At 74.2% G+C, this 23,314-nt stretch carries 20 protein-coding genes; 10 read left to right on the plus strand and 10 right to left on the minus strand.

The genetic code is table 11. From position 1 onward, the window contains the following. Window positions 1-4 precede the first annotated feature (4 nt). Genes mtlA through FHU36_RS16475 form a run of 3 tightly spaced genes read right to left on the minus strand, consistent with a single transcriptional unit; the run spans window position 5 to window position 3,078 of the window. Entirely contained in the window at window positions 5-1,216 is a 1,212-nt protein-coding gene (gene mtlA / locus FHU36_RS16465) for a mannitol-specific PTS transporter subunit IIC (RefSeq protein WP_185084880.1), read from the minus strand. A gap of 12 nt (window positions 1,217-1,228) precedes the next feature. Beyond that, a complete protein-coding gene (gene pfkB, locus FHU36_RS16470) occupies window positions 1,229-2,320 on the minus strand; it encodes a 1-phosphofructokinase (protein WP_185084881.1) in 1,092 nt (363 codons plus the stop codon). Continuing rightward, window positions 2,317-3,078: a DeoR/GlpR family DNA-binding transcription regulator gene (locus FHU36_RS16475; protein WP_185084882.1), complete on the minus strand. Its 762-nt coding sequence runs from the start codon at window positions 3,076-3,078 to the stop codon at window positions 2,317-2,319. Before FHU36_RS16475 ends, pfkB begins: the two co-directional genes overlap by 4 nt. A gap of 87 nt (window positions 3,079-3,165) precedes the next feature. Between FHU36_RS16475 and FHU36_RS16480 the strand changes: the two genes are divergently transcribed. Further along, a complete protein-coding gene (locus FHU36_RS16480; RefSeq protein WP_185084883.1) occupies window positions 3,166-4,086 on the plus strand; it encodes a serine hydrolase in 921 nt (306 codons plus the stop codon). Here the strand turns inward: FHU36_RS16480 and FHU36_RS16485 are convergent. Beyond that, complete coding sequence (locus FHU36_RS16485) at window positions 4,083-4,547, minus strand: MmcQ/YjbR family DNA-binding protein (RefSeq protein WP_246502470.1); 465 nt, start codon at window positions 4,545-4,547, stop codon at window positions 4,083-4,085. The genes FHU36_RS16480 and FHU36_RS16485 overlap by 4 nt on opposite strands. Window positions 4,548-4,712: 165 nt before the next feature. On the opposite strand from FHU36_RS16485, the gene FHU36_RS16490 reads away from it, so the two are divergent. Continuing rightward, a complete protein-coding gene (locus tag FHU36_RS16490) occupies window positions 4,713-5,507 on the plus strand; it encodes a class I SAM-dependent methyltransferase (protein WP_185084884.1) in 795 nt (264 codons plus the stop codon). Window positions 5,508-5,567: 60 nt separating this feature from the next. On the opposite strand, the gene FHU36_RS16495 is transcribed toward FHU36_RS16490, so the two are convergent. Further along, a complete protein-coding gene (locus FHU36_RS16495) occupies window positions 5,568-6,101 on the minus strand; it encodes a hypothetical protein (RefSeq protein ID WP_185084885.1) in 534 nt (177 codons plus the stop codon). A gap of 52 nt (window positions 6,102-6,153) precedes the next feature. Further along, the gene (locus FHU36_RS16500) at window positions 6,154-7,308 is read right to left on the minus strand and encodes a hypothetical protein (protein WP_185084886.1); all 1,155 of its coding nucleotides are present in this window, start codon (window positions 7,306-7,308) and stop codon (window positions 6,154-6,156) included. Window positions 7,309-7,555: 247 nt separating this feature from the next. Here FHU36_RS16500 and FHU36_RS16505 point away from each other — a divergent pair, with 247 nt between their 5' ends. The 3 genes from FHU36_RS16505 (at window position 7,556) to FHU36_RS16515 (ending at window position 10,737) form a co-directional block, all read left to right on the plus strand. Beyond that, a complete protein-coding gene (locus tag FHU36_RS16505; protein ID WP_185084887.1) occupies window positions 7,556-9,094 on the plus strand; it encodes a hypothetical protein in 1,539 nt (512 codons plus the stop codon). Between the two features lie 216 nt (window positions 9,095-9,310). Then, on the plus strand, window positions 9,311-9,838 hold the full coding sequence (locus FHU36_RS16510) for a DUF2243 domain-containing protein (RefSeq protein WP_221496386.1): 528 nt from the start codon (window positions 9,311-9,313) through the stop codon (window positions 9,836-9,838). Further along, entirely contained in the window at window positions 9,835-10,737 is a 903-nt protein-coding gene (locus tag FHU36_RS16515; protein ID WP_185084888.1) for a cytochrome c oxidase assembly protein, read from the plus strand. The genes FHU36_RS16510 and FHU36_RS16515 overlap by 4 nt, the downstream gene beginning before the upstream one ends. A gap of 94 nt (window positions 10,738-10,831) precedes the next feature. Here FHU36_RS16515 and FHU36_RS16520 read toward each other — a convergent pair whose 3' ends face one another. Beyond that, a complete protein-coding gene (locus FHU36_RS16520; protein WP_185084889.1) occupies window positions 10,832-11,467 on the minus strand; it encodes a nucleotidyltransferase domain-containing protein in 636 nt (211 codons plus the stop codon). A gap of 107 nt (window positions 11,468-11,574) precedes the next feature. Here FHU36_RS16520 and FHU36_RS16525 point away from each other — a divergent pair, with 107 nt between their 5' ends. The 3 genes from FHU36_RS16525 (at window position 11,575) to FHU36_RS16535 (ending at window position 17,640) form a co-directional block, all read left to right on the plus strand. Then, complete coding sequence (locus FHU36_RS16525; RefSeq protein ID WP_185084890.1) at window positions 11,575-13,431, plus strand: propionyl-CoA synthetase; 1,857 nt, start codon at window positions 11,575-11,577, stop codon at window positions 13,429-13,431. A gap of 34 nt (window positions 13,432-13,465) precedes the next feature. Beyond that, window positions 13,466-16,714, plus strand: a complete 3,249-nt coding sequence (locus FHU36_RS16530) for an NACHT domain-containing protein (RefSeq protein ID WP_185084891.1) — start codon at window positions 13,466-13,468, stop codon at window positions 16,712-16,714. Window positions 16,715-16,902: 188 nt separating this feature from the next. Beyond that, on the plus strand, window positions 16,903-17,640 hold the full coding sequence (locus FHU36_RS16535) for an MBL fold metallo-hydrolase (protein WP_185084892.1): 738 nt from the start codon (window positions 16,903-16,905) through the stop codon (window positions 17,638-17,640). 42 nt (window positions 17,641-17,682) lie between these two features. Here the strand turns inward: FHU36_RS16535 and FHU36_RS16540 are convergent, their stop codons facing one another. Together FHU36_RS16540 and FHU36_RS16545 are read right to left on the minus strand one after the other, a co-directional pair. Next, window positions 17,683-18,852: a sensor histidine kinase gene (locus FHU36_RS16540; protein ID WP_185084893.1), complete on the minus strand. Its 1,170-nt coding sequence runs from the start codon at window positions 18,850-18,852 to the stop codon at window positions 17,683-17,685. Beyond that, entirely contained in the window at window positions 18,849-19,505 is a 657-nt protein-coding gene (locus FHU36_RS16545; protein ID WP_185084894.1) for a response regulator transcription factor, read from the minus strand. The genes FHU36_RS16540 and FHU36_RS16545 overlap by 4 nt, the downstream gene beginning before the upstream one ends. 151 nt (window positions 19,506-19,656) lie before the next feature. On the opposite strand from FHU36_RS16545, the gene FHU36_RS16550 reads away from it, so the two are divergent. Both FHU36_RS16550 and FHU36_RS16555 read left to right on the plus strand, forming a co-directional pair. Next, on the plus strand, window positions 19,657-21,090 hold the full coding sequence (locus FHU36_RS16550) for a hypothetical protein (protein WP_246502471.1): 1,434 nt from the start codon (window positions 19,657-19,659) through the stop codon (window positions 21,088-21,090). Between the two features lie 169 nt (window positions 21,091-21,259). Further along, window positions 21,260-22,171, plus strand: coding sequence for a hypothetical protein (locus tag FHU36_RS16555; RefSeq protein ID WP_312891644.1), 912 nt, complete (start codon window positions 21,260-21,262; stop codon window positions 22,169-22,171). Here FHU36_RS16555 and FHU36_RS16560 read toward each other — a convergent pair. Further along, window positions 22,156-23,313: a UDP-N-acetylglucosamine--N-acetylmuramyl-(pentapeptide) pyrophosphoryl-undecaprenol N-acetylglucosamine transferase gene (locus FHU36_RS16560; protein ID WP_185084895.1), complete on the minus strand. Its 1,158-nt coding sequence runs from the start codon at window positions 23,311-23,313 to the stop codon at window positions 22,156-22,158. The two genes, FHU36_RS16555 and FHU36_RS16560, sit on opposite strands and share 16 nt — an antisense overlap. Between the last annotated feature and the right edge of the window lies 1 nt (window position 23,314).

The raw sequence follows: 23,314 nt of genomic DNA on the forward strand, positions 1-23,314 counted from the left end.
TGGGTCAAGCCTCCTTGGGTACGGATCGGGCCCGCGTCTCGCGGCCGTCCTGCTCGTGGTCGTGCTGTGCGGAAGCGTCCCGCACGGGGGCGTCCTGCACGGGGGTGCCGGCCTCGGTGACCTGCGCGGACTCCGCGGACGGCGCCGGATCGACGGCGGGCTCCTCCTTCTCGCCGCGGCCGAAGCCGAGCAGGACGGCGGCCACGGCGAACGTCACGGCCGTCGCGACGAGGATCCCGAGGATCACGCCGAACCAGCCGCCCTTCGGGGTCACCGCCAGGTAGGCGAAGATGCTGCCCGGCGACGGCGTCGCCACCAGCCCGGCGCCGGTGACCATGAAGGTGAACACGCCGGCCGCGCCACCCGCGATGACGGCCAGGATGAGCCGGGGCTTCATCAGCACGTACGGGAAGTAGATCTCGTGGATGCCGCCGAAGAAGTGGATGATCATCGCGGGCGGGGTGCTGGGACGGAGCTGGCGCGGCCCGAACATCATGTACGCCAGGAGCAGGCCCAGTCCGGGCCCGGGGTTCGACTCCAGCATGAACAGGATCGACTTGCCGTCCTTGAGCGCCTCGGCCACACCCAGCGGCCCGAGGACGCCGTGGTTGATGGCGTTGTTGAGGAACAGCACCTTGGCGGGCTCGATGAGCACCGACGCGAGGGGCAGCAGGCTGTGGGTGATCAGCCATCCGACGGCGTCGCCCGCGGTGTCGGTGATCGCCCTGACGACGGGGCCGATGCCCCACATGCCGGCCACGGCCATCGCACCGCCGACGATGCCGGCCGTGAAGTTGTCCACGAGCATCTCGAAGCCGGCCTTGGTCCGCTGCTCCGTGAACTTGTCCACATATTTCAGGATCAGGGCCGTCAGCGGGCCGATGACCATGGCGCCCAGGAACATGGGGATGTCCGACCCCACGATGACGCCCATCACGGCCACCGCGCCCACCACCGCGCCGCGCTGGCCGTGGACCATCCGGCCGCCGGTGTAGGCGATCAGGACCGGGAGCAGGGTCGTGATGATGGGGCCGACCATCTTGGCGAGCTGCTCGTTCGGCAGCCAGCCGGTCGGGATGAACAGGGCGGTGATCAGGCCCCAGGCGATGAAGGCGCCGATGTTCGGCATGATCATGCCGGCCAGGTGGCCGCCGAGCCGCTGGATGGTGGCCTTGACCCCGGTTCCGTAGACCGGGGGTGTGTACGTGTCGGCCATGGACGTGCTCCTTCAGGGATGCGCGGGCTCCGGAGTGGGTGGTTCGGGCAGGGGGGTGGTGCCGGAGGGAGCCGTGGAGGGGTGACCGGGCTCGGAGGGGGCGGCGGACCGGCCGTCGGTGGGGGCCGGGGCACCGGAGACGTGCTTGGGTGAGCGGGGTTCGGCGGGGACGGAGGTGAGGGGGCGGGAGAGGTCGGGCGGGCCGGTGCGGACGCCGTCGCGGTGGATGTCGGCCGGGCCGGGCATGCGGCTGCCGGGCAGCCCGACCGCCGCCGCTCCCCAGGCCAGCGCCTCGACGAGGGCCGCCTCGCCGCTCGCGCCGCCCGCGAGGAACCCGGCCAGCATGGCGTCGCCCGCGCCGACCGAGCTGCGCCGCTCCGCGACCGCCGCCTCGCCGTACCAGACGGCGCCGTCCTCGACGAGGACGGCGCCGTCGGCGCCGAGGCTGGCCAGCACGGTGCGGGCGCCCGCCGCACGCAGCTTGAGCGCGGCCTCGACCGCGTCGCCGACGGTGCGGATCGGCAGGCCGGTGGCGGCGGCCAGCTCCTCGGCGTTCGGCTTGACCAGGGCCGGCCCCGCCGGCAGGGCGGCGACCAGGGCGGGGCCGCTGGTGTCGACGGCGACGTGGATGCCCGCCCCGGCGAAGCGGCGGCACAGCCGGGCGTAGACGTCGGAGGGCACCTCGGGCGGCAGGCTGCCCGAGGCCACGACCCAGTCGGCCTCGTGCGCGGCGGCCAGCACCGCGTCGGCGATCGTGTCGAGCTCGCCGGCCGACAGCGCCGTGCCCGGTTCGTTGATCTTGGTGACGGTGCCGTCGGGCTCGGCCAGCGTGACGTTCGACCTGGTCGCCCCGGAGACGGGCACGGTGACCATGTCGAGCCCCTCGCCGGCGAGCAGGCGGACGAGCTGCCTGCCCTCGTCGCCGCCGAACGGTACGACGGCCCGCGAGGCGACGTCGTTGGCCAGCAGGGCGCGTGAGACGTTCACGCCCTTGCCGCCCGGGTCGAGGTGCGCGGCAGCGGCCCGGATCACCGCGCCCCTGGCCAGCGCGGCGATCTCGATCGTGCGGTCGAGGCTCGGGTTCAGCGTGAGGGTGAGGATCATGCCCGCACCACCTCGGGGCCCGCCGCCGCCAGGTCGGCGGCCAGGGCCGGGTCCACACCCGAGTCGGTGATCACCACGTCGATCTCGCGCAGCTCGGCGAACCTCGCCAGGTAGGTGTTGGTGAACTTCGTGTGGTCGGCCAGCAGCACGCTGCGCTGCGCGGCCCGCACCATGGCCCGTTTGATGGCCGCCTCGGCCGGATCGGGGGTGGTCAGGCCCTTGGCGACCGAGCAGCCGTTCGTGGCCATGAACGCCACGTCCACGTGCAACTGGGACAGGGGCTGCAGCGCCCAGTCGTCCACGGTGGCCAGCGTGCGCCCGCGCAGCCGGCCGCCGAGCAGGATCACGTTGAGGTTGGCCCGGGAGGCGAGCGCGATGGCCAGCGGCGGCGAGTTGACGACGACGGTCAGCTCGCGGTCGGCGGGCAGCACCTGCACGAGACGGCCCGTGGTGGTGCCCGCGTCGATGATCACCGAGCCGTCCTGGGGCAGTTCGGCGAGCGCGGCCTTGGCGATGCGCTCCTTCTCCCCGGTCATCACCTCGTCGCGGGTGGACAGCGCCGGCTCGAAGCCCAGCCGTTCCACGGGGATGGCCCCGCCGTGCACCCGGCGCAGCACGCCGGCCCGCTCCAGGGTGGTGAGGTCGCGGCGGATCGTCTCGGTGGTCACATCGAGATCGTCGGCCAGCGTCACCACGTCGACCCGGCCAGCCACCCGCGCCCTGCGGAGGATCTCCTGCTGCCGCTCCTCGGCGTACATGATGTTGGTTCACCGCCGTTTCCGTTTGGTTTCATCTGTGTTTATATCCGTCTATGTGGGTACGTCAAGGTCTGGTAGGTATGGCGGATGCAAAAGAAGCCGTGGGCCGCCGTCGCCGCAGCCGTCCCCCTCGCCGCCGGATGCCTCTACGGCTCTGCGGCCGCCGCCTTACCGGCCCGGGCTCACGCCGCCGAGCCGCCGCGCGTGCCGGCCGGGACCACGGCGGCGTGGGTGGTGTTCGACCGGCGGGCCGGCGCGGCAGGCAAGATCGTCGCGATGCGGAACGCGCACCGCAAGTTCCGCTCCGCCTCCGTGGTGAAGATCCTCATCGCCATCGACTACCTGGAACGGCGCGGCACCGTCCCCGCGGGCGACGCGCGGCTGCTCCAGGAGATGCTGCGCTCCAGCGACGACGCCGCGGCCACCACGCTGTGGACCCGCTCGGGCCGGGGCGCGATCGTCACGCGGACGGCCCGCCGGCTCGGCCTGGCCGACACCACCCCGCCGCCCGCCTCCCATCCCGGCTTCTGGGGCTACACCTCGCTCAGCGCGTACGACATCGTGCGCACGTACCGCTACCTGCTGGACACGGCCGAACCGCGGGTGCGCGAGACGATCCTGGGCCACCTGCGCCGGGCGACACCGTGCGGCAACGACGGCTTCCACCAGTACTTCGGCATCCCGAGCGGGGTGCCCCGGCCGTGGGCGGTCAAGCAGGGCTGGTCGGGGTTCGGCGCGGTGCCGCCCACGCGCTGCGCCGCCTCGGCGGCCGGCGGCACGGCGGCGGGCGGCACCACGGGAGGGTCGGTCTCCGCGGTGGCCCGCCGCGCGGCCGGGTCCGGTGTGCCCGACTACGGGCGTCCCGTGCTGCACTCCACGGGTCTGGCCGGCAAGGGTGAGCGGTACGTCATGGCCGTGCTGACCGCGCACCCGGCCGGCGGAACGTGGAACGACTCCGTGCGGCGCGTCAACCGGCTCACCGCGGACCTCTACCGGGGACTGTCCTAGAGAGCCTGCTTCGGGCGAGCGCGGCTCGGCTCGGGGTCCTCGTGGTCCGTTGCGCGATCAGGTGTGGCCGCTCGTGGCATGCTCGCGCTCCCCGGCACGGGACGTGCCACCGTGTCCGGGTGTGCGGCCAGGTGGTCGGCATACACCTTCTTCGGCACCACCATCCGCCACGCCTCCAGCACCAGTTCGTGCGCCTCGTCGAGGTCGAGAGCGGCCGTCCGGGCGCACACCCAGTTGAAGCGCAGGTCCCCCTCCGGCGGCAGCAGGAACGTGGCCGGTTCGGCGGCCACCAGCGCGGCCCGCTCCTCCTTGGGGAAGGCGAAGCCCATCACGGTCTCGTCGCGTGAGAACGCGACGTACACGATCGAGCCCACCCGGAACTTGACCCGGTCCCTGATGAGGTGCTCCGACGAGCGCGGCAGCGTGGCCGCGAGCCGCCGCACGTCCTCCACTGTGACCATGCCGCCACCCTAGCCGCCGTTTCCCGCCCCGTCCCACCCCTTCCCGTCCCGCCCGTTCACGGCGCGGACGGACATGCGCTCTGTCCATATGATGAGACGAATCTTCTCTCATTATGAGATGGTCGGTAGGGTCCGGGTGGTACGGACGAGGACGAAGGAGTTGCGATGGACGCCGTCTACACCCATGGCCACCACGAGTCGGTGCTGCGCTCGCACCGGTGGCGTACGGCCGGCAACTCGGCCGCCTACCTGCTGCCGCACCTCCGGCCGCACATGACCCTGCTGGACGTGGGCAGCGGCCCCGGCACCATCACCGCCGACCTGGCGACCGTCGTCCGGCACGTGACCGCCTCGGAGGTGAGCGCCGAGGCGCTGGAGCTGGCGCGGGCCGAGGTGGCCGCCAGAGGGTCGGCCAACGTGGACTTCGCGGTCGCCGACGTGCAGGCCCTGGACTTCGCCGACGACACCTTCTGCGTCGTGCACGCCCACCAGGTGCTGCAGCACGTGGGCGACCCGGTCGCGGCACTGCGCGAGATGAGACGGGTCACCAGGCCCGGCGGGATCGTCGCGGCCCGCGACAGCGACTACGCGGCCTTCGCCTGGTATCCGCGGCTGCCCGCGCTGGACGACTGGATGGAGCTCTACCAGCGGGTGGCCCGCGGCAACGGCGGCGAGCCCGACGCCGGGCGACGGCTGCTGTCCTGGGCCCGCGCCGCCGGCTTCGACGACGTGACGCCCACCGCGTCGGTCTGGTGCTTCGCCACGCCCGAGGACCGGGCCTGGTGGGGCGGCATGTGGGCCGAACGCGTCCTGCACTCGGAGATGGCCCGGCAGGCGCTCGATCGCGGCGCCGCCACGGAGGAGGGTCTGCGGCGGATGTCCGAGGAGTGGCGGGAGTGGGCGGCGGCGGGGGACGGCTGGCTGTCGATCACGCACGGCGAGATCCTCTGCCGCACCTGATCGCTCGGGGACGCCGACCTGTCAGGGGCGGGGTCGGCCACGGACGGCCACGGGGGCGGGTCAGAGGTCGGCGCCGGAGCCCAGGGTGCCGGCGCGCTGCCACTGCGGGTCGCGGTAGAGCACCACGTCGGCCCCGTCCAGCAGTTCGTCGGGCGCCGACAGCATGGTGATCTCGCCGGCGGCCTGCATGCGCAGCAGCAGGTCACGCACCCGCGGCCCCACGGGGAGGCGGCCCGCCGGCAGGCCGAGCCCGTCGCGCACCGCGTCGGCGATCTCCGACAGGTGGAACGGCCCGTCGAACTCCGCCACCACTCCCCGGACCACGCTCATCGTGATGACCTGCTCCGCCTCGGCGTGGGCGAGCTGCCAGGTGATCTGCTCGCGGCGCCGCCCGGTGGCCGCGCACGCCGTGCAGCCGCGATCGAGGCCCGGCGCCACCTCCTCCTCCGCCGAGCCCAGGCACACCGTGCACTGCCCGGTCTCGGCGGCGTGCAGTTCGGCCGCCATGCGGCCGTCGAGCCGGGCGCCACAGTCACAGGTGTGGGTGTCGCCCAGGATGGGGGCGACCGGCGGGGTGATCGTGTGCTTCGTCATCGGGCCGACTCTACCTCCGGCGGCACCCCGCCGCGCCTCGCGTCCGCATCCCCTACCCCCGCAGGGAGGCCAGGCTGCGCAGGCGGCGCAGGGCCTTGCGGGCGGCGCCCGCGACCTGCTCGTCCGGGTGCCGGTCGATGATCACGTGCAGCACCCGCTCGGTCCACGGGTGGTCGCCGAGCGCCAGCAGCGCGATGGTGCTCGCCTGCTGGTCCGGCTCCATCCCCATGGTCATCGACTGGATGACCTCGTCGGTCTCCCCGCCGAACTCCAGCAGCGCCGCGGCCATGTCCACGAACACCCAGGCGATCTCCTCGGGCGACGGCCGCTGCTCGTCACGCCCCATCCGGGCGGCGACGACCGCGCCCAGCTTGCGTACGCCGAGCAGCCGGTCGAGCACCCGCCTGCCGTCGTCGCCGAGGTCCAGGGCGAGCAGCTCGACGCCGATCGCCCGGGCCAGCGGGCTCACCTCGGCCAGCGCGGCGCCCATCTCCTCGGCCGCCTTGACCCGGTCGCGGCCGGCCAGCCAGCCGGTCAGCTCCTCGATCCGCTCCGCCTCGCGGTAGGAGCGCAGGCCGTGCAGCAGGGCCGCGGCGTCCCGGCCGGCGAACGAGCCCATGACCGGGATGTCCTGCCCGGTGGCCTCGGCGATCATCTCCCTGGCCGTCCAGCGCCCGAGCGGGGTCAGCGCGTACGAGCCGGCCGAACCGTCGTCCGCCTCCCGCGCCAGGCCGAGCGAGGACAGCGCGGCCGGCACCTCGCCCACCGGCTCCCGGCCGAGGAACATGCGTACCACCTGCAGGAAGACGAGCTGATCGCGACCGAACAGGTGGCGGCGCACATCCGTCCACACCCGTAGCACCTCCTCGGCGGGGCCGTCGCGCAGCACCTCGGCCGCCTCCGGCCCGGCGGGACCGCTCCGCAGACCCGCCAGGGCGCCGGCCCCGATCCCCGGCACGGGCTCCTCCTGCGACCGGGGCTCGTCGGGCTCGGGCCGGGCCTGGTCCGCCTCCGCCGTCGACCCGGCCTGGGGCCGGTCTGCCTCAGCCTCCGGCTCCGCCCCGGTCTCGCCGGCCGCGGGGGCGTGCCGCGGGTCCAGGAGAAGCGCCGCCAGGGGCGTGGCCCGCACGGCGGCCGCCAGGTCGGCCCGCGAGGGCAGGCGGATCGGCGGCTGGAGCGGGAGCGTGTCGTCGTCGTAGGTGCCCACGCCCCCATCCTGTCGGAACAATCGTCACATCACACTAAAGCTCCCGTGTCGTCGTACGCCGGACCGGCGACGGCGAGCCTGGACCGCGGAGATGTCCAGCCCGATATCGGGGCAAAGCGGGACAAATCCCCTAGTCAGCGGCGTGGACGAATCGTGACAAGTTGGGGCAAATGGGGTGATTGGGGCAGCGTGTCGTGTGATGGCGCCGGGTACACGAATGCTCGTCGCCTACCTTGGGGAGCCAGCCATGACGGTCACCCGCCCGCACGTGCCCGAGGCCGTGCGCTCACGGTGGCCGTCGCCGTCGCAGCCGGTCGCGCTGCTCGCCCTGGTCGGCCTCCTGTACGCGGTCGCCCAGCTCGTGCTGATCTCGCCGCGGATGGGCATCGGCTGGGACGAGGCCGTCTACGCCGGCCAGTACGCCGCCCACGCCCCGCCCGCCCCCTTCAGCGCCCCGCGCGCCCGGGGAGTTCCGTTGCTGGTCGCGCCCGTGGTGGCCATGACCGACTCGGTGCTCGTGCTGCGCCTGTACCTGACGGTGGTGTCGTCGCTGGCCCTGTTCGGGGCGTTCCTCGTCTGGGCGCGGGTGCGCGCCGACCGGTCCGTGCCGCTCGCCGCGTTGCTGTTCGCCGGCTGCTGGCTGTCGCTGTTCTACGGCAACGAGGCCATGCCCAACCTGTACGTCGCGCTCGGCGGCGTCGCCGCCACCGGCTTCCTGGTGCTGGTCGTCCGCGCGGTGCGGAGGTCCGCCACCGAGACGGGGCGGGGCTGGGACCCGGGGGCGCGGCAGGCATGGGGGGCGCCGGGCGGAGCCGCCCGCCGGCTGTGGGGGCCGGCGGCCGGGCTGGGCGCCGCGCTGGCCGTCGTGTCGCTCATGCGGCCCTCGGACGCGCTCGTCCTGGCGGTCCCGCTCGCCGTCGCCGCGCTCGTCCTGCTGCGGCGGCGCGCGCTCGTGCCGCTCGCCGCCGTCGCGGCCGGACTGGCCGTCGGCTGGGGGCAGTGGCTCGTCGAGGCCGAGCTGGCGTACGGCGGTGTCGCGGCGCGGATGCGCGGCGCAGGACAGACCAACCTGACCGGCTGGACCGTCTCGCTCCTGGAACACGCCAGGGCACTGGACGGGCCGTCGCTGTGCAGGTTCGGCGTGAGGTGCGGCGACGTCTCACCGGTGGCGCTCGTGTGGTGGCTGGCCATCCCGCTGATGACCCTGCTCGGCCTGTGGACCGCCCGCCGCGCCGGCGGGCTCGGCCCGCTCCTGCTGGCCACCGCCGCCGGAACCGTGAGCGCCCTGCCCTACTTCTTCTACGTCGGCTACGCCGCTCCGCGCTTCCTGATGCCGGCGTACGCGCTGCTGTCGCTGCCCGTCGCGCGGGCCGTCACGGGGCTCCGGCCGGCCGGGCGGTGGCGGGCGCCCGCCGGCGCGCTGCTGGCCGTCGGAGTGCTGGCCCACCTGGCGCTCCAGGGCACGTACGCGTACCGGATGGCGGCCGGCACGTACCGCGACCGGGAACGGATGGAGCTGGCCGCGCACGCGCTGCGCGAGGCCGGCGTGCGCCCGCCCTGCCTGGTCCACGGCCAGTCGGGCGTGCAGATCGGCTACCTGATCGGCTGCGAGTCCCAGGGTGTCACCCGGCGGTTCTCCCGGCGGCAGCCCGACCGCGTCCGCGCGGCCATCGACCGGGGCGCCCAGGTCGTCATCGTCCACACCCGGGCGCCGCTGCCGCCGTACGCGCGCGCGTGGCGCCCGCTCGACCTGCCCGGCCCCTGGAAGGCCCGATTCGCCCCCTGAGAGCAGCACGCGATCCCGGCCCGGGTAGGGCGAAAGGAGCGACATGCTGAAGCACGCACCAGGGCAGGGCCTGTTGCCGGGCCTCGCCGGAGCAGCCGTCATGACCACCGTGGACAAGATCGAGCAGCGGCACCGTCGTCACCTGCCGGCCCGGGTCCCGTCCGGCCGACACGGCCATGCGGGCCCGGCGTCCCGATCGGCCGGGGGGTGAGCGCCGTGGCCGCGCGGCCGGGGGAGCCGGCCGGAGAGTCGCTGCGGGCGTCGCTGCTGTCGGCGGTGCTCATCGGGATCGGAGTCATGGCCGCCGTGGACGAGCTGGTCATGCACCAGGCGCTGGCCTGGCACCACTTCTACGACCGGGCCACGCCGCGCGTCGGGCTGCTGTCGGACGGGCTGCTGCACGCCGCCGAGCTGGTGGCCGTCGTGGCCGGGTTCTTCTGGCTGGCCGACCTGCGGCGCCGGGCCACCCTGGTGGTGCCGGCGGCCTGGGGCGGGTTCCTGGCCGGGGCCGGGGGCTTCCAGGTGTTCGTCGGGGTCGTCGACCACAAGGTGCTGCGGGTGCACCGGATCCGGTCCGGGATCGATCCGCTGCCGTACGACCTGGCCTGGACCGCGGCCGGGCTGGCGCTGCTGGCCTGCGGCGTCGCCCTCGCCGTGCGGGCCCGGCGGCAGGCGGCCCCGCGCCGGCCGGCCGGGGGCGGCGCGCGCCCGGTCGGCGCGCCGCGGGCGGGGGAGCGGTCGTGACGCCCGGCCAGCACGCCGGCCTGGCGGCCTGGCTGCCCGCGCTGCTCGCGACGCTCTTCCTCGCCGTGCCCTACGTGCTGGCCGCCCTGTGGACCGGGGGCGGGAGCGATGCTGGGAACGGGAACGGGAACGGGAACGGGGCCGGGGCCCTGAACGGGACTGGAGCCGGGGCCGTGAACCGGGCCGTGAACGGGGCCGGGGCCGGGGCCCTGAACGGGACTGGAGCCGGGGCCGTGAACGGCAGGCCGACGGCCCGGGCCCGCCGGTGGAGCCCCTGGCGGATCGCGTCGTGGCTCGCCGGATGCGCGGTGCTCGGCCTGGCGCTGTCGCCGCTCGTCCCGCACGGCGACGTGGGCCTCATGGTCCGGCACCTGCTCCTCGGCATGTTCGCGCCGCTCGGGCTGATCATGGCCGCGCCCGTCACCCTGCTGCTCCGGGTCGCCCCGCGGCGGCTCGGTCGCCGCCTGACGCGGTTGCTGCGCACCCGCGTCGTGCACGTCCTCACCCACCCCGTCACCGCGGCCCTGGTCTACGTCGGCGGCCTGTACGTGGTGACGCTCACCCCGTTGTCCGCCGCGAGCCTGGCGAACCCGAGGCTTCACCACCTCGTGGACCACCTCTACCTGGCCTCGGGCTGCCTGTTCACCTGGGCCGTCGCCGGGCCCGACCCGGCGCCGCACCGCCCCGGCGTCGCCACGCGGGTCGCCGTCCTCATCGGGGCGGCCGCCGCGCACGGCTGGCTGGCCAAGCATCTGTACGCGACCGTGCCCGGCTTCCAGGAGGCGGCCCAGGTCATGTACTACGGCGGTGACGTCGCCGAACTGCTGCTCGCCGTCGCCCTGTTCGCCGCCTGGTACCGCCGCGCGGGCCACCGCCGCCCGTCCCCGGTGCCCGCCTGACCGTCACCGGTCCGCCGGGCGCACCTCTGCACCGTCACGGGTGTGCCCGGCGTACCTCTCACCGACACAGGTGTGTCGGGCGCGCCTTCGGTGGTCACAGGTGCGCCCGGCGCACGTCGATGAGGAACTCCTCCACCCGCCCCCGGTCCGGCGCCTCCGGCAGGACGCTGCCGGCCGCGGCCAGCTCGGTGCTCAGCGCCGCCTGCCAGGCGGTCACCTCGGCCCACGGCACCTCGCCGCGCCGCACCGCGAGCAGCCGGTCACGGTGGCCGCCCACCCGCACCATCGGCTCACCCGTGCGGACCAGCTGCAGCCCGCTCATCAGCAGCCGGATCATGTGCATGGCCTGCTTCCACTTCGGCGCCTCCGGGTCCAGCCTGCGGAACTGGGCGTCGGCGTACCCCGCGAACGTCTCGTGCGCCCGCCGCGACAGGAACGCCCCGCGCAGCCCGAGCAGTCGCGCCCCGAACGGCGTGACCACCTCCACGATCGGCGACCACAAGCACTCCAGCACGGTCGGGTTCGCGTCGAGGGCCAGCCGGCAGAACCGCTCCACCTCCCACGAGAACTGCTCCGGCAGCGGCCCGTCGCGGTGCGTCACCGGCTTGGTCAGCCGCCAGAAGTCCTCCGTCGGCGCCACGAACACGCCGCGCCGGTCGGTGTCGGAGTCGTCCACGTCCAGCCCGTACGCCCGCGACCCCACCACGACCGACAGGATCAGGTCGTCCATCGCCGCCTCCTCGTGCCAGGTCCGGACACCGTACCCCGGCAAGATCGCCTGGCGGCGCGCGGGGGAGGGGCTTGCGCGGACGTCGGGGCGCTGATGTGATCGACAGAGTGAGCGGTTACGAGGACGTCCACCGGCACAGCATCGAGCGACCCGAAGAGTTCTGGGCGCAGGCGGCCCGCGCCGTCGACTGGGAGGCGGCGCCCGAGACCGTCCTGCGCGAGGGGCGGTGGTTCCCCGACGGGCGGCTCAACACCTGCCACAACGCGCTCGACCGGCACGTCGCCGCCGGACACGGCGACCGCACGGCCCTAATCTACGACAGTCCCGTCACCGGCACCATCCGTGCCTTCACCTACGCCGAGCTGCTCGACCAGGTCGCCCGCACCGCCGGGATGCTGCGCGACCTCGGCGTGCGCACCGGCGACACCGTGGTGATCTACATGCCGATGGTGCCCGAGGCGGTGGTCGCGATGCTGGCCTGCGCCCGCATCGGCGCCGTGCACTCGGTCGTCTTCGGCGGGTTCGCGGCGGCCGAGCTGGCCGTGCGCATCGACCACGCCCGGCCGGTGGTGGTGCTGTCGGCGTCGTGCGGCATCGAGCCGTCCCGGCTGGTGGAGTACAAGCCGCTGCTCGACGCCGCCCTGGAACAGGCCGCGCACCGGCCCGCCCACTGTGTGATCCTGCAACGGCCCCAGCACCCCGCGCCGCTGGTCGAGGGGCGCGATCTCGACTGGGAGCCGGCCGTCCGCGCCGCCGCCCCCGCCGGCTGTGTCGCCGTCGCCGCCACCGACCCGCTCTACGTCCTCTACACCTCCGGCACGACCGGCGCTCCCAAGGGCGTCGTGCGTGACAACGGCGGTCACGCCGTCGCGCTGCAGTGGAGCATGTCCCACGTGTACGGCGCCGCCCCCGGCGAGGTCTTCTGGGCCGCCTCCGACGTCGGCTGGGTGGTGGGCCACTCCTACATCGTGTACGGGCCGCTGCTGGCCGGCTGCACGACCGTGCTGTACGAGGGCAAACCGGTCGGCACCCCCGATCCCGGGTCGTTCTGGCGGGTGGTGGCGATGCACGGCGTGCGGACCCTGTTCGCCGCGCCGACCGCGATCCGCGCCATCAAGAAGGAAGACCCATCCGGAGCTTTCGCCAAAAAGTGGGACCTGTCCAGCTTGCGGCACCTGTTTCTGGCGGGCGAGCGGCTCGACCCCGACACCTACCGGTGGGCCACCGAACTGCTCGGGGTGCCCGTCATCGACCACTGGTGGCAGACCGAGACCGGCTGGCCCGTCGCCGCCAACTGCGTCGGCCTCGGCGCGCTGCCCATCAAGCCGGGCTCGCCCACCAAGCCCGTCCCCGGCTACGACGTGCACATCCTCGACCCCGACGGCGCCGACTGCCCGCCCGGCGTGGAGGGCGCCGTCACCATCAGGCTCCCGCTGCCGCCCGGCACGCTGACCACCCTCTACCGCGACGACGCCCGCTTCACCGCGTCCTACCTGTCGCGCTACCCCGGCCACTACCTGACCGGCGACGGCGGCCACCTCGACGACGACGGCTACCTGTACGTCATGGGCCGCATCGACGACGTCATCAACGTCGCCGGGCACCGCCTGTCCACCGGGCAGATGGAGGAGGTCATCGCCGCCCATCCCGACGTGGCCGAGTGCGCGGTCATCGGCGTCGCCGACGAGCTCAAGGGCGAGCTGCCCGTCGGGTTCGTGGTGCTCAAGGCGGGCGCCGGCCGCGACCCCGCCGAGATCGAGCGGGAGCTGACGGCGATGGTGCGCGAACGCATCGGCCCGGTCGCCGCCTTCCGCCGGGCCGTGGTGGTCGGCCGGCTGCCGAAGACCCGGTCCGGCAAGATCCTGCGCGCCACGATGCGCGACATCGCGGCCGGGCGCGACTACCGCACGCCGTCCACGATCGAGGACCCGGCGGCGCTGGAGGAGATCGCCGAAGCGCTCTGACCCCCGCCCCCTGCGACCGGTCCGGAGACCCCTCATGACGGAGACCCTGAGCTACGCCGACGCGCTGAAGATCCTCGGCTGCAACGAGAACCGGCTCGTCAAGGCCGCCGAGTTCGCCGCCAACGCCACGCGCACCGGCTGGGCGCTCGCCGGGGGCGCGCGGATGGCGTTCACCCTCGCCGACCTCAGGGACGACGCCGTCAGGTACGGCGAGCACGTCCTGCGCCGCGCCCCCGGCTGGAAGGGCGACGTCAACCGGCACACCCGCACCCAGCGGCTGGCCGCGGCGCACGCCGTGGTCGTGGTGTCGGCCTATCTTGAGGCCCTGGACGAGGCGAAGCTGCCGTTCGCGCTGAGCCTGCTCGGCCTGGACCGCGGTGAGCAGGCCGCGCTCGCCCTCGGCGGGCCTGCCGCCGGCGGGTTCGCCCGGCTCGCCGAGGCGCTGCTGGCCCGGCGGCTGCCCGCCCCCGCCCCGCACCGCCCGTACGCGGAGACCAGGCAGGCCGTCGCCGCCGTCCACCGTGAGATGTCGCAGGCTCTGGCCCGGTACGTGCGCGGCACCGCCGTGTGGGAGGGGCTCTCGCCCGACGACCAGGTGCGCCTGCCCGCGCTGCTCGCCGAGGGGCCGCCGGCCAGGGCGCTGCGGATCTACGACGAGGACTACCGGCTGCTGGCGGCGGCCGGCCCCGAGCTGGCCGTGTGGAGCCTCGGCCCGTCCGCCGGCGAGGGCGCCACCGGACAGGCCGGGCCCGGCACAGGCAGGCCCGGCAACGGCAGGCCCGGCAACGGCGGGGCCGACAGAGGCGGAATCGACAGAGGCGGGACGGACAGGGGCGGGATCGACAGAAGCGGGATCGACAGGGGCGGGGCCGACAGGGGGAGGGCGGGCAGGGGACACGCCAGGGCCGACACCCGGGCGGCCGGCGTCGGGCTGTCGCGGGTGGCGCGGCTGCTGGCCGAGCTGGCCCCGCCCCGCGTCGGCGACCATCCCGCCGTCCACCGGGTCAGGCTCGCCGCCAGCGCCCTCGACCGGCCGCTCATCGCCGCCGGCTCCGTGCCCGGCGGCGTGACGCTGCCGCTGCTCGGCGAGGGGTACATCAACCCCAGACTGCGGGTGGCCGAGATGACCCGCGAGGCCACCCCGGCCGTGAAGAGCTGGTGGGAGGAGCAGACCGCGCTGCCGGACGCCGAGGAGTTCCTCGTCGGCCACCTCACCTCGCCGCACGCCACCCGCGCGCCGCTGGTCGTGCTCGGCGAGCCCGGCGCCGGCAAGTCCAAGCTCACCGAGGTGCTCGCGGCGCGGCTGGCCAGCTCGGAGTTCCTGCCGATCCGCGTCGAACTGGGCGACGTCGCCGCGGGCTCGTCCGTCACGGCGCAGATCGAGCAGGCGCTCACCGCCCTGCTCGGCGAGCGGACGACGTTCCACGAGGTGGTGGAGGCGGCCGAGGGCGCGCTGCCCGTCGTCCTGCTCGACGGTCTGGACGAGCTGGTCCAGGCGGCCGAGTCCGACCGCTACGACTACGTGGAGCAGGTGCGCGCGTTCCAGCGCCGCCAGGCCGGGCTGGGCCGGCCCGTCGCCGTCATCGTGACCTGCCGGACGGTGGTGGCCGACCGGGTGCGGTTCCCGCACGGCGTCCTGGCGGTCCAGCTCAGGCCGTTCGACGACGACCAGGTGCGCGCCTGGCTGGACGTCTGGGCCCAGGCCAACCGCGCCCCGCTCGCCCGCCACGGCCGCCGGCCGCTGCCCGCCGACGTCGCCCTCGCCCAGGGGGAGCCGGCCAGGCAGCCCCTGCTCCTGCTGCTGCTCGCCCTGTACGACGCGGCCGGCAACGCGCTCCAGCGCGACGGTTCCGAGCTGGGCCGGGCGCAGCTCTACGAGTCGCTGATCCAGGACTTCGCCGCCAGGGAACTGGACAGGGACCCCGCCGTGCGCGCCCTGTCGGAGGCCAGGCGGCGCAGGCTGGTCGAACGGGAGCTGGTCCGGCTCGGTTCGGTGGCGCTGTCGATGTTCGTCCGCGGCCGGCCCGCCGTCACCGGCGACGCCCTGCGCCGCGACGTGTCCGCGCTGTGCGGGAGCGAGGCGGGGGAGGAGTGGACCGGGCAGGCCACCGGAGGGTTCCTCTTCGTCGACCGGGGCGAGCCGGGCGGCCACGCTTTCCTGCACGCCACGTTCGGCGACTTCCTCGTCGCCTGGCTGGCCGTGTACGCGGTGCGCGACCTGGTCCGGCGGCAGCACCTGGCCGAGGACGAGCTGATCGCCGTCTCCCCCCAGGACGCCGACGACGACCTGCTGTACGCCGTCACGTCGTTCTCCTGCCTGGCCGAGCGGGGCCCCATCGTCGGCTTCTCCATGGAGCTGCTGCGCAGGCTGCCGCAGGAGGTGCGCGTCCGCGCGGCGAACCTGCTGGCCGAGCTGCTGCGCGGCGCCCTGCACGAGCGACCGCGGCGCTCCTTCACGGGCTTCGCCCCCGTACGGCACCCGCTCACCCGCCGCCTGGCCGCCTACTCCGCCAACCTCGTGCTGCTGATCCGGGGCGTGTCGGAGGAGCCGGTCAGCGTCTCGACGCTGCTGCGCGACACCCCGGGCTTCGAGCGGTGGAGCTCGCACGCGCACCTGTGGAAGAGCCAGCTCGGCCGCGAGGGGTGGGCCGGCCTGATCCGCGGGCTGCCGGCCTGCCGGGTGCCCGGCGACGTGCTGCTGGGCGGCGCCGCCGAGCCGTGGGACTTCGACGCCGCCGGCTGGTGGTTCACCGACCCCGCCGGCCGCGCGCCGGAGGCCGAGGGCCGTGCCCCGGGCTCCGCCGAGCAGGTCGTCTGGTTCGCCACCCGGGCCCTGGACGAGCGCCCGTACCTGCTCAACCGCGACCTCGACCTGCTGACGGACTCGCTGCCCGCCCGCGACGGCGTCGTCGTGGTGGCCCGCACGTCGGGCCGGGTCGTCACCCTCACCCGCCTGGTCGAGGAGTTGCTCATGAGCGGCTCCCTGCCGGTCCGCGAACGCGTCGCCCTCTACCTGGACGCCATCGCCGCCCTCACCGCGCTGCCCGCCTCGCGGGGGCGGCGCAAGCTGGACCTGCTGCTGCGCGCGCTCGCCCTGGAGGGCCGCGACCTGCCGTTCGAGGACCGCGCCCGGATCGTCGCCGAGCTGCTGAGGGCGGGCGTCGAGCGCGACGTCCTGCGGCCGCTGCTGGAGTCGATGCTGTTCGAACGGACCGACAGCCTCACGCTGCTCACCGGCGCGGGCGTCCCCGAGGAGCTCCTGCGCGAGGCGCACCCCTCCTAGGCCGGCGGGACAGGTGGTGAGCGGATCGCCCTCGGACCGCACGAGTGGTCTCCTGGAACCACCTCAGAGTGGATGTGGGCGACCAGTCCGGTGCGCCACTACCTTGCGGGCATGCACTTCTTCGGCCGGCTCGTCCGCGGTGACCTGCGGCGCGAGGCCGGGACACACCGCGCGATCCGAGGATCGTCATGAGGCTCACCGTGCTCGGCGGATGTGGGGCGTGGCCGGGGGCCGGTCAGGCGTGCAGTGGATATCTGGTCGAGTGCGACGGGTTCAAGGCCCTGATCGATCCGGGGTACGCCACGGTGCCCAGGTTGCTGGAGCTCACCGGGGCCGAGGAGATCGATGCGGTGCTGGTGACCCACGGCCACCCCGACCACTGCGCCGACCTGAACCCTCTCCTGCGCGCCCGGAGTCTGGGGGACGCGCGCCCGTCCGCGCTGCCGGTGTACGCGCCGAGGGGCGCACTCGACGCCGTGCTACGGCTGGACGAACGCATGCTGGCCCGCAGCTTCGTCCTGCACGACCTGCTGCCTTCCCGCGCGCTGGAGGTCGGGCCGTTCCGGCTGGACACCTGGGCGCTGCCGCATCACGTGCCGAACGCCGGGCTGCGGCTGAGCGGCGGCGGCAAGGTGATCGCCTACACCGGCGACACCGGTCCGGCCGACACGCTGGTGGATCTCGCCAGGGACGCCGACCTGCTGCTGGCCGAGGCGACCTACCCGGAAGAGGTCCCCGAGGAGGACGCGCCCTACCTTTCCACCGCCCTCCAGGCGGGGCGGACCGCGGCGACGGCCGGAGTGGCCCGACTGCTGCTCACGCACCTGTGGCCCGGCACCCCGCCCGAGCCTGCGCTGGCCGCGGCGGCGAAGTCCTACTCCGGTGACCTGGCCGTCGCCTCCTGGGGCACCACCGTGTGCTTGTGAGCGTGCGAGGCCGGGGGCTCAAGCGCGGCATCCTGCCGCTTCTCAGTCGCGGGCGTCGGAGGCGGGCAGCTCGATCGTGATCGTCAGCCCGCCCTCCTCGCGCGGCCGGGCGGTGACCGTGCCCTGGTGCGCCTCGGTGATGACCCGCACGATCGACAGGCCCAGGCCGCTGCCCCGGTCGGAGCGCAGCCGGTCGCCGTGCAGCCGCCGGAACGGCTGGAAGATCGTCTCGATCTCGTACGGCGGCACCTGCAGCCCGGTGTTGGCCACGACGAGCTCGACCCGCTCGCCCCGGTGCCGGGTCGTCACCCACACCTCGCCCTTGGAGTGGTTGTGCCGGACGGCGTTCTCCACGAGGTTCTGCACCAGCCGCTCCACCAGCACCGCCTCGCCCGTCGTGGGTGCGGCGTCCAGCAGCCGGTGGATCGTCACCTCCCGCTCGGCCGCCTCGACGGCCGCCTGGTCCAGCACGTGCTCGGCCACGTCGCTCAGGTCGAACGGCTGCCGGTCGAGCACCGCCTGCTCGCCTTCCGTGAGCGCCAGCAGGCCGTCGATGAGCCGCTCGTGCCGGGCGTTGACCAGCAGCAGCGACTCGCCGAGCCGCTTGACGTCGTCGGTCGCGTCCGGCCGCCGCACGGCCACGTCCACCAACGTCCGGTTGATGGTCAGCGGGGTGCGCAGCTCGTGCGAGGCGTTGGCCACGAACCTGCGCTGCCCGTCGAACGAGCGGGCCAGCCGGCCGAGCATGGTGTCGACGAGGTCGGCCAGCTCCTTCAGCTCGTCGGCCGGTCCCTCGTGGCCGATGCGCTTGGCCAGATCGTGGGACTGGGCGACCCGCCGCGCGGTCATCGTGACGGCGGTGAGCGGGCGCAGCACCCATCCGGCCGCCCGCCAGCCCAGCCCGAACGCAGCGGCGGTGACGGCCGCCACCGTCAGCGCGCCCATGAGGCGCACGTTCGCCAGCACGTCGCGCTGGTAGACGGACAGCACGTGCAGCACCCGGTCGCGGACGATCTCGTAGCTCTCGTCGTACCGGGGAAGCCGCCCGTAGAACCGCCCGGCGTGCTGCACGTCGATGTAGTCGGGGGTGACGAGCCCGGTGCGGTAGGCCAGGCTCTGCTGCACCACCAGGTAGAGCACCGTCACCGCGAGCGCGGACAGGACGAAGATGACCCCGGCGCAGGCCAGGGCGAAGCGCAGGCGGATGCTCATGGGATGCGGTACCCCGAGCCGGGGATCGTCTCGATGACCTGCGGCTCGCCCAGCTTCTTGCGCAGCTTCGTCATCGTGGTGCGGACCGTGTTGGTGAACGGGTCGATGTGCTCGTCCCACACCTTCTCCAGCAGGTCCTCGGCCGACACCACCGCTCCCCGGGCGCGCAGCAGCTCGGCCAGCACGCCGAACTCCTTGCGGGCCAGCGGCACGTACCTGCCGTCCCGGAACACCTGCCGGTGCGCCCAGTCCAGCCGCACCCCCGCCCGCTCCAGCATCGGCGGATCCGCCGGCCGGGACCGGCGCCCCAGCGCGTGCACCCGCGCGACCAGTTCCTCGAACGCGAACGGCTTGGGCAGGTAGTCGTCCGCCCCCAGCGACAGCCCCGCCACCCGCGAGCGCACGTCGCCCGCGGCGGTCAGCATGAGGACCCGCACCAACCGGCCCTCGCCGACCACCCGCGCGCACACGTCGTCGCCGTGCACCAGCGGCAGGTCCCGGTCGAGGATCAGCACGTCGTAGTCGTGCACCCCGAGCCGTTCCAGCGCGGCGTCGCCGTCGTAGGCCACGTCGACCGCCAGCGCCTCGCCGCGCAGCCCCTCGGCGATCGAGTCGGCGAGCATCCGCTCGTCCTCGGCGACCAGAACCCGCACCCTGCCCCCAAAGATCGTAAATGCCGCCAGTGTGGGCGTATCGGCATAACGCCCGCATAACCAGATTCGGTGATCCTCACGTTAGCGGGTGATCGCTGAACTGCCTCCCCTACGGCCGGTCCCGCCCGGCCCGGTCACGGGGGAGCGATCCATGACGTCCAGCCTGGTGGCGGTCCTTCCGCCCGCCACGGTCGTGCAGGCGGTCGCGCGCGGGCACCGGCTGTTCGCGGCCGTCCTGGCGCTCGCCGCGGCGCTGCGCGTCCTCGTCATGCTCGGCTACGACACCGCCCAGCTCTACTGGTACGACTCGTTCACCTACCTGGACACGGCGGTCAACCTGCGGCCGAACGGCGCCTTCCACCCGGCGGGCTACTCCTGGTTCCTGTGGCTGATGCGGCCCTTCCACAGCGTGGAACTGGTCGCCGGGGTGCAGCACGTGATCGGCCTGGGCGTCGGTGTGATGATCTACTCGCTGCTGCGCCGCCGGTCGCTGCCCGGCTGGGGGGCCACGCTCGCGGCCGTGCCGGTGCTGTTCGACCCGGCGTTCGTCCGGCTGGAACACGCGATCCTGTCGGACATGCAGGTCATCGCCCTGGTCGTGGGCGCGCTGCTCCTGATGATGTGGCACGAGCGGGTGCCGGTGCGCCTCGCGGCGGCGGCCGGGCTGCTGCTCGCGCTCGCCGGGCTGACCCGCACCGCCGCCGTCCCGCTGATCGGCCTGGCGCTGCTCCACCTGCTCATCCGGCGCGCCGGCCGGCGGCCGTTCCTGGCCATGGCCCTGGCCGCGACGCTGCCGCTGCTCGCCTACGCGGGCTGGTACGCCCAGCACCACGGCAGATTCGCGCTCAGCGGCTCCGACGGGGTCGCGCTGTGGGCGCGCACCATGACCTTCGCCGACTGCTCGCTCGTCCAGCCGCCGCCGGAGGAGGCGCGGCTCTGCCCGAACGGCACCGTCGCCGACGCCGCCTCCGAGTACGTCTGGGCGCCCACCGCCTCGCTCAACCTGCTGCCCGGCGGCCGGTTCGCCCACAACGACCTGGCCCGGTCCTTCGCCGTGCGCGTGATCACCAGCCAGCCGCTCGACTACCTGGCCGAGGTCGTCAAGGACACCTCCCTCGCCTTCACGTGGGAGCCGGTGCCGCACCCCAGGCGGATGAACCCCACCACGTCCTTCCCGCACGGCTCCTGGCCGCTGCCCGAGCAGCACGCCCTGATCGGCGAGGTTCGCCGCGCCTACGACCCCGACATCCGCGGCATGCGCTCCGTCGAGCCGTTCGGCTCCCTGTTGGCCGCCTACCCCTACCCCTGGTTCCTGCACGGCACCCTGTTCGGCGTGCTGCTGCTCGCCGGCGGGATCGGCTCGATCGGCCGCCGCCGGCCGGCGCTGCTGCCGTGGGCGTTCGCGATGTTCCTGCTGGTCGCGCCGGTCGCCGCCCTCGACTTCGACCACCGCTACGTGCTGCCCGCCATCCCGCTCGCCTGCCTCGCCGCCGCCCTCGCGGTAGCCGGGACACCGCGCCCGCGGTGCCGTCCGGTGCGGCGGGAGGAGATCACGGTGCGTACGGCCGGGCCCGGCTCGTCGTGATCGCGTACGAGAGCAGCCTGGTGCGTTTCGGCCGGCCGGAGCCCTGACGGCACCCCACGGCTGTGGTGGACGGAGGTGCCGGGGGTTGGTGGGACTGTCTTTCGCGAGGCTGACAGTAACGGGAAATCTTCCGTAGTATCCGGACATCACGAGCGTTGGGGGCGCCAGGGTGCCAGAGCAGAGCGTCGGTGTGGTCGTCGCTCCGGGAGTGCCACCGGAGACCGCCGGGTTGCTGCGCGCCAACGCCCCCCTGCTCGTCCGGATCAGGTCCGGCTGGGTGCCGCCCGCCGTGCCGCCGGAGCCGCCGGAGCCCTCGCGGCGCGGCCCGTCCAGCGTGGCGCTGCTCGCCGCCACGCCCGTGGTGCTCGCCCTGATGGCCGTGCTGCTCGACTCCCCGGCGGCGCCGCTCGGCTTCGTCCTGCTGGGCGGGTTCGTCTTCGTCGTCCTTCTCAAGATCACATCCATGAGCGAGACCCCCTTACGGGAACGACCCCACGCCCGCGGCGTGTACGAGCAGGCCCGCCTGTACGACGGCCGCTACCTGCTGCCCGAGGACTTCGACGAGGAGGCGGCGGCCGTCCTCGGCCGGGCGCAGCGCGCCATCGGCACCGTGCTGCGCTCCCACGTCAACGCCGAGGGCCTGCTCGACGGGGCCCGCAACGCGGTGCTGCTGCCCGAGCAGGAGTGGGAGATCGCCCGCCTGCTCGCCAAGCTGTCGGCCCTGCGCGCCGAGCACCGCGCGCTGCTGGCCCGCGGCGTCGCCCCCGAGGTCGCCGCCGTGGTCGAGCCACTCGAACGGGCCCTGGCCGCCAGCGAGGCGGCGGTCGTCGCGCGCGTCGAGGCGCTGGAACGCTACGCCGCCCACGTCGCCGCGGCCGAACGGGCCTACCACGCGCGCAGCCAGATCGAGGAGCTGCGCGCCCGGCTGCCGCGCTATGAGGAACTGCTGGCCGAGTCGGGCGCCGACTCGCTGTCCGTGCCGGAGGTCGAACGCCTCGCCCAGGACGCCGACCAGCTCGAACGGCTGCTCAGACGCAGCGTCAGCTCGGCGCACGAGGCGTTCCGCTATCTCGAGGGCTGACCGCCCGTCAGAGGGGGCAGCGCCGCCGTCTCCAGCAGCAGGTCGCACAGCACGTCGGCCGCGTCGAGGCGGCCCAGCTTGCGCGCCGCCTCCGCCATGACCCCGCGCAGCCCCGGGTCGGCCAGCAGCGGCATCAGCTCCGCCAGGAGCTGGTCGGCCACCGGATGCGGCTCCAGCAGCGCCCTGGCCGCCCCCGCCGACACCAGGTAGGAGGCGTTCTTGCGCTGCTCGTCACCGCCCGTCGGGATCAGCGGCACGAGCACCGACGGCTTGCCGATGGCCGTCAGCTCCGAGACCGTGCCCGCCCCGCTCCGCGAGATCACCACGTCGGCCGCCGCGAACAGGTCGGCCAGCTCCGGCCCCACGTACGGCACCGGGTGGTAGCGCTCGGCCAGCGCCGGCGGCAGCTCCACGGCCCGCATCTGGTCGATCCAGGCCGGACCGCACTGGTGCACCACCTGGGCGTGCGGCAGCAGCCGGGGCAGGATCTCCGCGATCAGGGTGTTGATCTGCTTGCTGCCCTGCGCGCCGCCCGTCACGTAGATGAGCGGCACCTCGAACGTCAGCCCGAACAGGTCGTAGGCCGCGGCCCGGTCGCCCCGCAGCAGCTCCGGCCTGATCGGGTTGCCGGTCACCACGGCCCTGGCCCGCGCCGAGGGGGGCAGGTGCTCCAGCGACGACTCGTGCGACAGCGCGATCCGCGTCGCGAGCCTGGCCAGGATGCGGTTGGCCAGCCCCACCACGGTCGTCTGCTCGTGCATGACCAGCGGCCGCCTGATCAGCTTGGCCGCCACCCCGATCGGCACCGCCACGTAGCCCCCGGTCGACAGCACCACGTCGGGCAGGTAGCGGGCGGCGTGCACCACAGCCTGCGCCACCCCCACCGGGATGCGGAACAGGTCGGCCAGATTGGTGCCCAGCTCGCGCAGGTTGGGCCGGCGGCGCAGCTTGCCCGTCGTGATCGCCTTGAACGGGATGCCGTGCTCGGCCGTGATCCGGGCCTCCAGGCCGTTGGCGGTGCCCACCCAGAGCACGTCGTGCGGCACCTGACGTCGCTGGACGGCCTGCAAAGTCGTCAGGGCGGGATAGGTGTGACCGCCGGTGCCGCCGCCGGTGATCAACAGTCGCAGGGTACGAGACATG

Source organism: Nonomuraea muscovyensis (assembly GCF_014207745.1).
Classification (GTDB): Bacteria; Actinomycetota; Actinomycetes; order Streptosporangiales; family Streptosporangiaceae; genus Nonomuraea; species Nonomuraea muscovyensis.

Coding starts and splice junctions, on each gene's coding strand:
- FHU36_RS16505 (WP_185084887.1), top strand. CDS start 7,556: ATGACGGTCACCCGCCCGCACGTGCCCGAGGCCGTGCGCTCACGGTGG.
- FHU36_RS16540 (WP_185084893.1), bottom strand. CDS start 18,852: ATGAGCATCCGCCTGCGCTTCGCCCTGGCCTGCGCCGGGGTCATCTTC.
- FHU36_RS16550 (WP_246502471.1), top strand. CDS start 19,657: ATGACGTCCAGCCTGGTGGCGGTCCTTCCGCCCGCCACGGTCGTGCAG.
- pfkB (WP_185084881.1), bottom strand. CDS start 2,320: ATGATCCTCACCCTCACGCTGAACCCGAGCCTCGACCGCACGATCGAG.
- FHU36_RS16520 (WP_185084889.1), bottom strand. CDS start 11,467: ATGGACGACCTGATCCTGTCGGTCGTGGTGGGGTCGCGGGCGTACGGG.
- FHU36_RS16495 (WP_185084885.1), bottom strand. CDS start 6,101: ATGACGAAGCACACGATCACCCCGCCGGTCGCCCCCATCCTGGGCGAC.
- FHU36_RS16475 (WP_185084882.1), bottom strand. CDS start 3,078: ATGTACGCCGAGGAGCGGCAGCAGGAGATCCTCCGCAGGGCGCGGGTG.
- FHU36_RS16485 (WP_246502470.1), bottom strand. CDS start 4,547: ATGGTCACAGTGGAGGACGTGCGGCGGCTCGCGGCCACGCTGCCGCGC.
- FHU36_RS16480 (WP_185084883.1), top strand. CDS start 3,166: ATGCAAAAGAAGCCGTGGGCCGCCGTCGCCGCAGCCGTCCCCCTCGCC.
- FHU36_RS16535 (WP_185084892.1), top strand. CDS start 16,903: ATGAGGCTCACCGTGCTCGGCGGATGTGGGGCGTGGCCGGGGGCCGGT.
- FHU36_RS16530 (WP_185084891.1), top strand. CDS start 13,466: ATGACGGAGACCCTGAGCTACGCCGACGCGCTGAAGATCCTCGGCTGC.
- FHU36_RS16560 (WP_185084895.1), bottom strand. CDS start 23,313: ATGTCTCGTACCCTGCGACTGTTGATCACCGGCGGCGGCACCGGCGGT.
- FHU36_RS16490 (WP_185084884.1), top strand. CDS start 4,713: ATGGACGCCGTCTACACCCATGGCCACCACGAGTCGGTGCTGCGCTCG.
- mtlA (WP_185084880.1), bottom strand. CDS start 1,216: ATGGCCGACACGTACACACCCCCGGTCTACGGAACCGGGGTCAAGGCC.